The organism is Nocardia sp. GP40, from assembly GCF_050434125.1.
Lineage (GTDB): Bacteria > Actinomycetota > Actinomycetes > Mycobacteriales > Mycobacteriaceae > Nocardia > Nocardia albiluteola.
The window spans coordinates 152,262-164,490 of record NZ_JBNPVW010000005.1; the positions used below are offsets into that span (position 1 = coordinate 152,262).

A 12,229-nucleotide genomic window follows, 5' to 3' on the forward strand; every position below is an offset into this window, starting at 1 on the left:
AGCGCCCGATCACCACCGAGCCGGGCGGGACACGGTCGCGCCGATCATGTTCCGCGAGACGTGTCCGCTCAGCGGCGGCGGTCCCGCGCCCGGGTGAGCAGAGCACCCGTGACAGCGCCCGCGCCGAACAGGACAACCCCGGTCCGCGCCGACATCCCCGCGACGACCCGGGGTTCGATGACCGCCGAGCCGGGCGGGCACACGGTCGCCTCGATCATGTTCTCGCGGGACGTGGCCGCCCACGCGGTGGCGAACAGGATGATCCGGGCAGTGATGTAGGCGAAGACCATCAGGCCCAGGATCGGGCCGAAGGTGACCCCAGCCGGGCTGGTCAGCACTTTCTTCAGAAAGAGCGAGGCGACCTGCTTCCAGATCTCGAAGGCGATCGCGGCCATCAGCGCCGCCTTGCCCGCGCTCGGCAGCGTCACCGGCTGCCGCGGCAGCCTCGCGATGATCCAGACGAACACCGCCCACGACGCCGCAATCGCCAGCGCCAGCGACACCAGGGTGAGCAGCACGTCCACCCCGGGCGCCCGCTCGAGGCCGACCAGCCGCAGCAGCTCGTGCCCCAGGCTGCTGGACGACAGCGCCGACAGCGCCACCGAGATCGCGATCGCCACCCCCAGGCCGATCAGCGAGAAGATGTCGGAGATCTTGTCGCGGAACCAATTACCCTGCGGCGCTTGCCCTTCCCACTGCTCGGTGAGCGCGGCGCGGAGATTGGAGATCCAGCCGAGCCCGGCGTAGAAGGCGCCGATCAAACCGATCACGCCGACGCTGGTCCGCGACCGGACCGCCTCGTTGATCAGATCGTTCACCTGCCCGCCCAGCGAGCCGGGGATGTTCTCCACGATCTTGGACTGCAGCTCGGTCAGCAGATGCGGATTGCGCGAGAGGACGAATCCGGCGACCGCGAATCCGACCATCAGCAGCGGAAACAGCGCCAGCACGGTGAAGTAGGTGATCCCGGCCGCGTAGTAGTTCCCGCGCTGTCGCTGATAGCTGCCGCCGGCGCGCACCAGATGGTCCAGCCACGGCCGCGCCTGGACCTCGCGACCGATCCTTGCCTTGATCCCGTCGAACACCCGTCCTCCCGCACTGATTTCGCACCGATCGGATGCGATCCCGCAGCCTCCGGACACGAGGCGGACATCCGCCGATACTCTCGCACCTTCACCGGCCGCCCGGAGGCCGATTCCCCCAGCACGTCGGTTATGTCGTTCGCTGTTGACGCTGTCGGCGGCCGGTTCGGGCACCACAGGACGACCGGACGAACCGGTTCGCGCCTGTCACGAGTGGCACGACAGGCGCGAAAACCGCACGTGCAGGCCGGTTCCGCCGGAGCGCGGACCGAAAACGCAGCGCTCCGAGACTGTTCCGAACGTCCGATTCGGTCGCCCGGTCAGCGGTGCAGGAAGCCGACCCTGTCGTAAACCTGGGCCAGGGTGTTCCCCGCGATTTCCCGGGCCCGCTCGGCCCCGGCATTCAGGATGCGGTCGAGCTCGCCCTGATCGTCCATGTACTCCTGCACCCTGGCCTGCAGCGGGGTGACGAACTCCACCAGCGCGTCGGCCACATCGCCCTTGAGGTCGCCGTATCCCTTACCGGCGTAGTCCTTTTCGAGGGTCACGATGGGGGTGTCGGTGAGCGAGGACAGGATCACCAGCAGATTGCTGACGCCCGCCTTGGTCTCCGGGTCGTACCGGATCTCGCGCTCGGTGTCGGTGACCGCGGAGCGGATCTTCTTCGCCGAGATCTTCGGATCGTCGAGCAGGTTGAGCAGGCCCGCGTCGGTGGCCGCGGACTTGCTCATCTTCGCGGTGGGGTCCTGCAGGTCGTAGATCTTGGCGGTGCCGGAGACGATGTGCGCATCGGGGACCACGAACGTCTTCTTGTAGCGAGTGTTGAACCGCTGCGCCAGATTTCGGGTCAGCTCCAGATGCTGGCGCTGATCCTCGCCGACCGGCACCAGATGCGCGCGGTAGAGCAGGATGTCCGCGGCCATCAGCACCGGATAGGTGAACAGGCCCACGGTGGCGTTCTCGGCGCCCTGCTTGACCGACTTGTCCTTGAACTGCGTCATCCGGCTGGCCTCGCCGAAGCCGGTGATGCAGCTCAGCACCCAGGTCAGCTCGGCGTGCTCGGGCACCTGGCTCTGCACGAACAGCGTCGCGCGCTTCGGGTCGATGCCCAGCGCGAGCAGCTGCGCGGCGGCCCGCTTGGTGCGGGTGCGCAGCTCCTTGGGATCCTGCGGGACGGTGATGGCGTGCATGTCGGGGATGAAGTAGAGGGCGTCGTAGTCGTCCTGCAGCTTCACCCAGTACTGCAGCGCCCCAAGGTAGTTGCCGAGGTGGAAGGAATCGCTGGTCGGCTGGATGCCGGACAGGATCCGCTGCTTGCGGTCGTCGGCCGGGGCAGGACTGGACATACCCAGATCTTCGCATGCCCCGGTCCCGGTCGTATCGCGCCCACCGCAGCCGCACCCCGGCCAATTATTCGCACCCCTTTTCAGCAGGCCGGACACGAACCACAGCGCGTAGCCCTAGGGTGCGGGAACGCACCGGCCATGGGACTACCACGAGCAGATCCTCGACTGCCGGATCGAGCCCGCCGGTTTCGATCGTCCGGCGATCGAGGCCGGGCCCGTGCACCGGGACGCCCCGTACACCTGCTCCGACCCGGCATTCGTACGACGCGCGCGGCAGCGAGCAGCGGCCACGGCGCCCGGCGTTCACGGCGCCGATTGCGACACGAATCGCCCTTCCGACGGCGGAGCGGACGTTCTAGACCGCGTGCCGCTCGGCGTAGTTGCGGGGGTCGATGCCCGGCATGCTGGCGTGTCCGGAGTCGACCAGCCGGTGCTCGCGGCGAGTGAGCAGGCGGTAGACCGGGGCGCTCGGGCCCGCCAGGGTGCCGTGCAGGACCCGGGGCGCCAGCGGCGGGGTGCGGTGCGCGGCGCGGACCGCCTGGGCCAGGGTGCGGAAGGCGATCTCCTCCCTGCGCCCCCAGGGCATCGCGTACATCTCGCGGATGCGCGGCGGCAGGCTGCCCTGAATCAGCAGATACACGCTGTTGACGACCTGATTCAGCGGCAGCGGCAGCGGATAGGGCACCCGCTGCCCGGACAGGTACGTGCCGACCAGACGCGCCTCGTCGGTCAGGAACAGCTCCTCGGAGGCCAGGTAGTCGTCGAAGTAGCGACGGAACCGTGGATAGCTCGCGGGCGCGGCCTCGCGCGGCATGCCGAACAGCTCGCCCCAGCGCACGTAGTCCTGGTACAGGTCCTCGCGTTCGGTCGCGCTCAGCCGGCGGACCAGCAGGTCGTGCATGACCTCGGCCGAATCGAAGGTGAAGGCCATGGTCATGAACATCAGCTGCGGATCGTGCGCGGCATACCGGGTGCCCGCGGGATGATGCGCCCCCGCGTCCTCGGGCAGCGCGCCCCGCACGGTGGCGTGCTTCTTGTGGGTGAACGCCAGCGCGCGATCGGCCTCCTCGCGGCTGCCCAGCGCCACGGCCTCGAACAACCGGCCGGTCAGCGCGAGGCGGGTGTACGGCGTGGTGCGGTGCTCGGTGTGCTCGGCCGTGCCGACGTACAGCAGCGGATGGACCGCGCCGATGACCAGCGCCCGCTGGCCATAGGTGAGTCCGACCACACGCTTGCGCATGACGCGCCGGATCATCGAATCATCGGTGAAATAGCCGGGTTCGGACACGGTTGCCTCCTCGTCGAGTGCATCTGGCAACAGCATCCGCCAGAATTGAGAAACTGGCAATGTCATCCCCCAGAATTCCGCGAGGGCGGAGGACAGCGAGGCGACGGGTGGGTGAGCTCGCCCTGAACCGCGACCCCCTCGTGACAGAATCGACCTGTGGCAGCCCAACGGACCTACGGCGGAGTCTCCGCGCAGGAACGCCGCGCCCAGCGCCGGGCCGCGCTGCTCGAGGCGGCACTGGGCATCATCGGCGCCGAGGGCCCGGACAAGCTGACCGTCGCCGGGTTGTGCGCCCGGGCGGGGTTGAACGAGCGCTACTACTACGAGAACTTCGACGGCCGCGACGCGGTGCTGATCGCCCTGTTCGACGGCATCGCAGAGGAACTCGCGACGGCCGTGCTGCGCGCGTCCCAGCACGCGCCCGCCGACACCCGCGGCCGGGCGCACGCGGCGATCGGCGCCGGCATCCACGTGCTCACCGACGACCCGCGCAAGGCGCAGGTCGCCCTGATCATCAGCGCCGCGACCCCGGAACTGCGCACCCGGACCATGCACACGATCCGCGGCTTCGCGGGCCTGGTCGCCACCGAGGGCATCGACTTCTACGCGCTGGCCCGGCCCGATCCCGATCCGGCGATCAGCTTCCGCGCCACCTATCTGGTGGGCGGGCTGGTCCAGACGCTCGCCAGCTGGCTGCAGGGCGACCTGCCGATGACCCGCGACGAGCTGATTGACCACACCACCGACGTCTTCGTGCTGCTGGGCGAGGATCTGGCGGAACGCCTGCGCTGAATCGCCCGAGCCGCGAACAGACGGTTCGTCCTGTGCGGCTGGACAGCTCAGCCGTCGGCACGCACGTCGCACACCGACAGCCCGACATGGTGCGCCAGAGCCGCCGCGATCGCCTCCCGGTCCGAGTCGTGCCGATGGATGGGTCTCGATATCACAGCGTGAGCACCGCAGCGGACAGATCCCTGGGCGCATGCTGCAGCACGACGCGGAACCGCACGCCGCGCCGGGACCAGCGCACCGCGCAGTCGGTCATCGCGGCGGTGAACCACTCCCGCGCGGCGGGCTCGTCCGCCAGCAGCTGCGCCGAATCACGAACGATCGCAACGTATCCCGGCGCGGCGCCGACGAATTCGTCCAGGTCCCGCAGGCATTCGTCGAAAGCGTCCTTGTTCTGCCCGAAGTAGTACGGGAACTGGAAGGCCGCGGCGAACTCGTCGAAAACGCCCGCGACCGTTCGCATCTTGGCGCCCCGCAGCTCCCGGGCCAGATAGCCGTCGGGGATCTGGAAACGCACGCCGCTGAACTCGGCGGCTGCCATCGCCAGCGACCCCAGCACCGCGGGCGTCGAACTCTCCGCATCGCTCGGGTCGGTACCGGCCAGGAACTGCGACAGCGTCATCGTGCTACCCATCGGAACTTCCCCTCTCGGCCGGTACGTCCCGCCCCGGCACCGTCAGCGCATCCTGGTGAAGGTCTGGTAGTGATCGCCGGTGTAGTAGGCCGAGCCGTCGCTGCCGGTGATGATGCGCTGGGCATCGCGGGTCTGCCCCTGCTTCTTCGGATTGACGTCCCACTCCCGGTAGCTGATCGCCTTGCCGGAGGAATCGGTCTTCGGCAGCGAGCCGCCGCGATTCATCCACTGGTCACCGCCGTGGGTGCCGGGCGAGTTGGCCGCCGCCGGCCACTTGCCCGCGTCGATCAGGGCCAGGGTCTGATAGGCACGATCCGGCACGCCCGCCGCATGGCCGGTGACCGGTGCGGCCGAGACCCTGGCCGCGGCCACCGCCTTGGAGGACGGAGCGGCCGAATGGGTCGAGTGGCCGCGCGAGACCAGCAGCCCGACCACGACGACGATCACCACGACGACGAGCCCGAGCCCGCCCTGCATTCGCTTGTTCATCGGTACTGCACCGTCACCGGGGCGTGGTCCGACCAGCGCAGGTGGTAATCGTCCGCGCGCTCGACGACGGCCTGCTTCGCGCGCCCGGCGATTTCGCCACGCGCGAGTTGATAGTCGATGCGCCAGCCCGCGTCGTTGTCGAAGGCGCGACCGCGATAGGACCACCAGCTGTACGGGCCCGGCACGCCGGGATGCAGCATGCGCACGACGTCGACGTACCCGGCGGCGATCAGCTCGTCGATCCAGGCGCGCTCGCCGGGCAGGAATCCGGCATTCTTCACATTGCCCTTCCAGTTCTTGATGTCCAGCTCGGTGTGCGCGACGTTCCAGTCGCCGGTGATCACGAAGTCGCGGGTCTGCGCCTTCATGTGGGCGCCGAGCTCGGACAGGAACCGGTACTTCTCGTCCTGCATCGGGGTGTCGGCCTCGCCGGTGTGGACATACACGCTGGCGACGGTGAGGTCGTCGAACTCGGCCTCGATGTACCGGCCCATGCCGTCGAATTCGGCGCTGCCGAAACCGATGCGCACTGCACGCGGCGCGCGGCGGGACAGGATCGCGACCCCGGCGCGGCCCTTGGCGCCCGGCTCGGCGGGCGACAGGTGCCATCCCGACGCCAGCGCGGGTGCCAATGCGGTGCGGGTCTGCTCGTCGGTGGCGCGCGTCTCCTGCAGGCAGATGACGTCGGCCTCCGTGCCGGCCAGCCACTCGAGCATGCCCTTGCCCGTCTTGCCGGTCGCGGCACGAATCCCGTTCACATTGATCGAGCTGATGATGAAGGCCACCGGAAAACCGTACAATGCTGGTAACACACACTCCCTGCGGACACCGCCGTCCTGAAAGGGGTGATGACGTTGAAGTCAGGCACCGCTCCGCTTACACCGACGAAGGCCCTGCACACGGGCTCCGGCGATCCCCTCATGCTGCTGCACGGATTCATGCTCTCCCCGCACTGCTGGGAACAGGTGGCCGAGCGGATGTCGAGCACGTGCGAGGTGTACGCCCCCGCCTTCCGCGGGCACTGGGGCGGCCCCGACCTCGACGGTTGGTACCTCGATGTCGCCGCGCTGGCCGACCAGATCGAGAATCAGCTCGACGAACTGGGCTGGCGCACCTGCCATATCGCGGGCAATTCCCTCGGGGGCTGGGTGGGTTTCGAGCTGGCCCGCCGTGGCCGCGCGCGCACCCTGACCGCCATCGCACCGGCCGGCGGCTGGTCGAATCCGTCTCTGGCCCAGCTGCTGGTCGGGCTGAAATTCCTGTCGCTGGTGCCGGTGGTCAAGGTCGGCAGCAAGATCGGTCCGGAGCTCGGATTGAGCGCTCCCGCCCGGCAGTTCGCGGCGCTGGTGTTGAGCAAGAACACCTCGGCGGTGCCGCGGCGCGGCCTGGAGGCGGCGATCACCTCGGCGCTGAACTGCCCGGCGATGCTGCCGCTGCTGGCCAGCGGACTGCGCATGCCATCACTCGAGGGCATCTCCACGCTGCGCACGCCCGTGCGCCTGCTGATGTGTGAACACGACCGGGTCATCCCGAACAATCCCTATGCCCAGCGTTTCCTGCGCGAGCTACCCGAATCCGCCGACCGAATCCTGGTGCACGGCGTCGGGCACGTCCCGATGCTCGAGGCGCCCGACCGCATCGCCACCCTGATCGCCGAGCACGTCTACGCCAGCCGTACCCACCTGCACGCCGTGTGACAGGGCCGCGCGGGCGGCCCCGCACCACCTAGTCGGCGCCGAGCAGCCCCTTGGCGACGTGGGTCACCTGGATCTCGTTGCTGCCCGCGTAGATCATCAGCGATTTCGCGTCGCGCGCAAGCTGTTCCACGCGGTATTCGGTCATGTATCCGTTGCCGCCGAACAATTGGACCGCCTCCATCGCTACGTCGGTCGCGGCCTCGGAGGAGTACAGCTTCATCGCCGATGCCTCGGCGAGGGTGAGCGGCTTTCCGGCGCGCGTGCGCTCCAACGCGTTGAACACCATGTTCTGCACGTTCATTCGCGCGATCTCCATCTTCGCCAGCTTGAGCTGGATCAGCTGGAAGCGGCCGATCTCCTGGCCCCACAGCGTCCGGTTCTTGGCGTAATCCACGCACAGCCGGTGACATTCGTTGATGATGCCCAGCGACATGAACGCCACGCCCACCCGTTCGGCGGTGAAGCTGGAGCGGGCGCTCTCGCGGCCGTCGCCACCCCTGTGCTCCTCGGTCTCCCCCAGCAGCCGGTCGCGGCCGAGGCGGACGTTGTCGAAGAACAGCTCGCCGGTGGGCGAGGCGTGCAGGCCCATCTTCCGGAACGGCTTGCCCTGGGTGAAGCCCTCCATGCCCTTGTCGAGCACGAAGGTCAGGACCTTGCGCTCGCGCTTGTCGGCGCCGTCGCCCTCGTCGAGCTTGGCGTAGACGATCACGACGTCGGCGTACGGGCCGTTGGTGATGAAGGTCTTCTGCCCGTTGAGGATGTAGTCCTCACCGTCGCGGCGCACGTGGGTCTTCATGCCACCGAAGGCGTCCGAGCCGGAATCCGGCTCGGTGATCGCCCACGCCGCAACCTTTTTCATCGTCAGGATGTCCGCGAGCCAGCGTTCCTTCTGCGCGAGCGTGCCGCGGGAGGCGATGGTGGTCGCGCCGAGGCCGATGCTCACGCCCATGGCGGAGACCAACCCCATACAGACCCCGGACAACTCGCCGATCAGCACCGCCATCAGCGACTGCTGACCACCGCCGAAAGCGCCTCCGTCGGAGGACTTCTCCGTGCCCGTATCGGCCGCACCGGCTGCCCGGGCACGCTCTCGCGCCAGCATCTTCTCGGCCGATTCCGCACCGAGCGCATCGATGCCGAACTGACTGAACAGCTTCCGGATGATCGGGTACGGCGACATCTCGCCGCTGTCCAATTCGTTCAGATGCGGGCGGATCTCCTTGGCGATGAAGCCGCGCACCGCGTCGCGGATCAGCTCATCGGTCTCGGACCATTCGAACATCGTTGTTATCCCATACCTTTCGGTTCACGGCAGCCGGGCGGCGATATCGTCGATCAGCCAGGGCCCCTCGGTCTCGATGGTCTTCACGTCGTGCCAGCCCGCCAGCTCGGAGATCGCCCCGCCCTGCACCGCGAACACCTTGCCGGTGATCGGGCATTCGGCGCCGGCCAGGTACGCCACCAGCGGGGAGATGTTGGCCGGGCTGAACGCATCGAATTCGCCCTCGGGGACCTCGGCGGCGAAGATCGCACCCATTCCGGGGGTGGCCAGGGTCAGCCGGGTGCGGGCCATCGGGGCGATCGCGTTGACCCGCACGCCATATCGTTCCAGTTCCTCCGCGGCGACCAGGGTCAGCGCGGCGATGCCGGCCTTCGCGGCGCCGTAATTCGCCTGTCCGGCATTGGGAATCGTGACGCCCGAGGCCGAAGCGGTGTTGATGACCGCCGCGTTGGGCCTGTTGCCGGCCTTGGACTGTTCCTTCCAGTACGAGGCCGCGTGGCGCAGGACGTTGAAATGTCCCTTGAGATGCACGGCGATCACCGCGTCCCATTGCGACTCGTCCAGGCCCGCGAGGAATCCGTCGCGCAGGATGCCCGCGTTGTTGACCACGACATCGAGGCTGCCGAACTCCGAAACGGCCCGGTCCACCAGGCTCTTCGCGCCGTCCCACTCGGCGACGTTGCCGGTGTCGGCCACCGCGCGCCCGCCCGCGGCGACGATTTCCGCGACCACCTCGTGGGCCGGACCGGAATCGGCGCCCTCACCGGCATTGCTGCCGCCGAGATCGTTGACCACAACGCTCGCGCCCTCGCGGGCGAACAGCAGGGCATGCTCGCGCCCGATCCCGCGGCCGGCGCCGGTGATCACGGCGACCCGGCCTTCCAATGCGCCCATCGTCTCTCCTGTCGAAAGGTTGTGCACCCGGCGGGTTCGTGCCGCGCCGGGCGCGGGAATCAGTCCGCGATCTCGGCCAGGCCGTCGCTGAGCACGACGTCCGCACCGCGCACGGTTTCGAATGCGTAGGTGGTGATTCCGTTGCCGGAGTTCACCTTCCAGATTCGGGTCTGCAGATCATCGCCGGGGAAGACCAATTTCGCGAATCGGACCGCGAAGCGCCGCAGCCGGTGCACGTCCGATCCACCGACCTCGGTCAGCACCGCCCAGGACGCGAATGCCATGGTGCACAGCCCGTGCGCGATGATGCCGGGCAGCCCAGCCTCCTTGGCGACCTCCTCGTCCAGGTGCAGCGGTACGGGATCGCCGGAGGCCGGTGCGTAACGGAAGGTCTGGTCGTCGTCGACGTGCTGGGGCACCTCCGCGATCGGATCGCCGCTCCGCAGGGCCTGGTCGAGTTTGTGGCCGGGCGCCGCCGCGCCGACCGTTCGGCCTGCGTCGATATTGCGGAAGAAGGCGGTGAGGTACTGCTCGTTGACCAACTCCCCATCGGCGGAACGGGTTTCGATGTGGATGGTGATGGTGCTGCCGTTGGCGCGGCCGGCGTAACCGATCGCGCGGGCCCGTGCGGTGAGGGTCTCCCCCGGCCGGATCGGGCGGTGGAAGTGAAAGTCCTGCTCCCCGTGCACCACCCGGCCGAAGATGTCCGTAGGCGCCACATCCAGGACCGGGACCAGCATCGCGTCGAAGACCGGAACGATGGCGAAGACCGGCGGGGCAACCTCGCCCGCGCGATGCGCGGCGATCGGATCATTGGTCGCGGCCGCGTACTCCACGATCCGGTCCTGGGTGACCTGGAATTGCTCCTCCTCGGACCAGCTCCCCAGTCCCGCGTCGTCGAATTCGACTACCCGGGCGTCGGCCCCGGTCACGACTCGACCTCGCCGGCGATCGGCTCCGTCGTGCCCGATGCGCGCCGTGTCGATGGCCCGCTCACGACGCCGAGGCCAGGTTGTCGAGAGCCTCGAGGGAGGTCTCGAGCTGCTTCATACCGTCCTTCTCCACGGCCTTGCCCAGCGCGCCCTTGATCAGGGCGCCCTCGAAATCGCCCCGCAGCGACAGTTCGCTGCCCTCGCCGTCACCGGAGATATCGAAGGTGAATTCGACCTTCACACCGGCCATTCCGGTCGCGCCGAGGGTCAGCGTGCTCGGCTCCTGGACCGCGAGCACGTTCCATTCGAACTTGTTCGCCATACCCAGCATCACGACCTTCGCCACGAGCGTGCCGCCGACCGTGAGCGTCGCGGGCGGTTCCTCCATCCACCGCTGGTGAATGGAGAACCAGTCGCCCCAGGTGTTCGGGTTGCCGACCACGGCCCACAGCGCCTCGGGGGTCGCGGTCATCTTCCGGGTGTACTCGATGTGCCCCATGTATTGCTCCTGACGTGAGTTCGGTGGCCGGACAACGTCATTCGCACCGTTGTCCGGCGTGCCTGCGGCCGATCAGCGGTCCGCGCGCTGATATGCCGTGACGACCGTCGCCCCGCCCAGGCCGATGTTGTGCTGCAGTGCGGCGGTCACATTCGGCACCTGACGGCGCTCGGCCTGCCCGCGCAGCTGCCAGGTCAGCTCCGAGCATTGCGCCAAACCCGTTGCGCCCAGAGGATGCCCCTTGGAGATCAGGCCGCCGGATGGATTGACGACCCAGGTGCCGCCGTAGGTCGTCAGCCCGTCGTCCACGAGCCGTCCGGCCTCGCCCGCGCCGCACAGTCCCAGCGCCTCGTAGGTGAGCAGTTCGTTCGCGGAGAAGCAGTCGTGCAGCTCGATCACCTGGAAGTCCTCCGGCCCCAGGCCGGACTGCGCGTAAACCTGGCGTGCGGCCTGGACATTCATGTCGTAACCGATCAGGTTCTTGGCGGTGCCGTCGAAGGTGGACCGGAAATCGGTGGTCATCGCCTGCCCCACGATCTCCACCGCCTGCCCGGTCAGATCGTGCCGGTCCACGAACGCCTCGGAGGCCAGGATCACCGCGCCCGAGCCGTCGGAGGTCGGTGAGCACTGCAGCTTGGTCAGCGGGTCGTAGATCATTCGTGAGGCCAGGATGTCCTCGAGGGTGTACTCGTCCTGGAACTGCGAATACGGGTTGTTGACCGAATGCCTGTGGTTCTTGTAGCCGATCTTCGCGAAATGCTCTGCGGTGGTGCCGTATTGCTTCATGTGCTCGCGGCCCGCGGCGCCGAACATCCAGGGCGCCACGGGGAAGAGCACCTCGGAGATCTCGGCCAGCGCCATGATGTGCTTGGCCATCGGCTGTTCGCGGTCGTCCCAGGTGGATCCGAGCGAGCCGGGCTGCATCTTCTCGAACCCCAGGGCCAGGGTGCAGTCGGCCAGGCCGCCCCGAATCGCCTGTGCGGCAAGGTAGAGCGCGGTCGATCCGGTGGAGCAGTTGTTGTTGACGTTGACTACGGGAATGCCGGTCATACCCAGTTCGTAGACCGCGCGCTGCCCCGAGGTGGACTCCCCGTAGACGTAGCCGACGTACGCCTGCTGCACCTCGTCGTACGAAATCCCAGCATCCGCAAGCGCTTTCGTGCCCGATTCGCGCGCCATGTCGGGGTAGTCCCAGGCGCTGCCGTCCTCGTTCTTGCGTCGACCCGGCTTCTCGAATTTCGTCATACCGACGCCGACGACGTAGACCTTGTTCGCCATCGAACTCCTCACATCGGCA

Annotated in this window: 13 protein-coding genes; 2 read left to right on the plus strand and 11 right to left on the minus strand. The window is 68.1% G+C overall.

Going from position 1 to position 12,229, the window contains the following annotated elements; translation table 11 throughout:
- Window positions 1-68: 68 nt before the first annotated feature.
- The 3 genes from yhjD to ABH933_RS17165 form a co-directional block, all read right to left on the minus strand.
- The gene (gene yhjD, locus ABH933_RS17155; protein ID WP_429420800.1) at window positions 69-1,085 is read right to left on the minus strand and encodes an inner membrane protein YhjD; all 1,017 of its coding nucleotides are present in this window, start codon (window positions 1,083-1,085) and stop codon (window positions 69-71) included.
- A 317-nt stretch (window positions 1,086-1,402) separates the two neighbouring features.
- The gene (gene trpS / locus ABH933_RS17160) at window positions 1,403-2,428 is read right to left on the minus strand and encodes a tryptophan--tRNA ligase (protein ID WP_429420797.1); all 1,026 of its coding nucleotides are present in this window, start codon (window positions 2,426-2,428) and stop codon (window positions 1,403-1,405) included.
- A gap of 355 nt (window positions 2,429-2,783) precedes the next feature.
- On the minus strand, window positions 2,784-3,752 hold the full coding sequence (locus ABH933_RS17165; protein WP_429420795.1) for an oxygenase MpaB family protein: 969 nt from the start codon (window positions 3,750-3,752) through the stop codon (window positions 2,784-2,786).
- A gap of 120 nt (window positions 3,753-3,872) precedes the next feature.
- Here ABH933_RS17165 and ABH933_RS17170 point away from each other — a divergent pair, with 120 nt between their 5' ends.
- Window positions 3,873-4,508, plus strand: coding sequence for a TetR/AcrR family transcriptional regulator (locus tag ABH933_RS17170; RefSeq protein WP_429420793.1), 636 nt, complete (start codon window positions 3,873-3,875; stop codon window positions 4,506-4,508).
- A 151-nt stretch (window positions 4,509-4,659) separates the two neighbouring features.
- Here ABH933_RS17170 and ABH933_RS17175 read toward each other — a convergent pair whose 3' ends face one another.
- Genes ABH933_RS17175 through ABH933_RS17185 form a run of 3 tightly spaced genes read right to left on the minus strand, consistent with a single transcriptional unit; the run spans window position 4,660 to window position 6,413 of the window.
- Window positions 4,660-5,139, minus strand: a complete 480-nt coding sequence (locus tag ABH933_RS17175; RefSeq protein ID WP_429420790.1) for a barstar family protein — start codon at window positions 5,137-5,139, stop codon at window positions 4,660-4,662.
- Window positions 5,140-5,181: 42 nt separating this feature from the next.
- Entirely contained in the window at window positions 5,182-5,628 is a 447-nt protein-coding gene (locus ABH933_RS17180; RefSeq protein ID WP_429420789.1) for a ribonuclease domain-containing protein, read from the minus strand.
- Entirely contained in the window at window positions 5,625-6,413 is a 789-nt protein-coding gene (locus ABH933_RS17185; RefSeq protein WP_215916488.1) for an exodeoxyribonuclease III, read from the minus strand. The genes ABH933_RS17180 and ABH933_RS17185 overlap by 4 nt, the downstream gene beginning before the upstream one ends.
- 63 nt (window positions 6,414-6,476) lie before the next feature.
- Here ABH933_RS17185 and ABH933_RS17190 point away from each other — a divergent pair, with 63 nt between their 5' ends.
- On the plus strand, window positions 6,477-7,325 hold the full coding sequence (locus ABH933_RS17190) for an alpha/beta fold hydrolase (protein ID WP_429420786.1): 849 nt from the start codon (window positions 6,477-6,479) through the stop codon (window positions 7,323-7,325).
- Between the two features lie 28 nt (window positions 7,326-7,353).
- Here ABH933_RS17190 and ABH933_RS17195 read toward each other — a convergent pair whose 3' ends face one another.
- The 5 genes from ABH933_RS17195 to ABH933_RS17215 all read right to left on the minus strand — a co-directional run bounded on the left by ABH933_RS17195 (window position 7,354) and on the right by ABH933_RS17215 (window position 12,210).
- Window positions 7,354-8,607, minus strand: a complete 1,254-nt coding sequence (locus tag ABH933_RS17195) for an acyl-CoA dehydrogenase family protein (RefSeq protein ID WP_429420784.1) — start codon at window positions 8,605-8,607, stop codon at window positions 7,354-7,356.
- Window positions 8,608-8,631: 24 nt separating this feature from the next.
- On the minus strand, window positions 8,632-9,501 hold the full coding sequence (locus ABH933_RS17200; protein ID WP_215916485.1) for an SDR family oxidoreductase: 870 nt from the start codon (window positions 9,499-9,501) through the stop codon (window positions 8,632-8,634).
- A gap of 59 nt (window positions 9,502-9,560) precedes the next feature.
- Window positions 9,561-10,433 carry a MaoC/PaaZ C-terminal domain-containing protein gene (locus ABH933_RS17205; RefSeq protein ID WP_429420782.1) on the minus strand — a complete coding sequence of 291 codons (873 nt, stop codon included), beginning with the start codon at window positions 10,431-10,433 and terminating at the stop codon, window positions 9,561-9,563.
- 61 nt (window positions 10,434-10,494) lie between these two features.
- Window positions 10,495-10,932, minus strand: a complete 438-nt coding sequence (locus ABH933_RS17210; RefSeq protein ID WP_429420779.1) for a type II toxin-antitoxin system Rv0910 family toxin — start codon at window positions 10,930-10,932, stop codon at window positions 10,495-10,497.
- A gap of 72 nt (window positions 10,933-11,004) precedes the next feature.
- The gene (locus ABH933_RS17215) at window positions 11,005-12,210 is read right to left on the minus strand and encodes a lipid-transfer protein (RefSeq protein WP_429420777.1); all 1,206 of its coding nucleotides are present in this window, start codon (window positions 12,208-12,210) and stop codon (window positions 11,005-11,007) included.
- Between the last annotated feature and the right edge of the window lie 19 nt (window positions 12,211-12,229).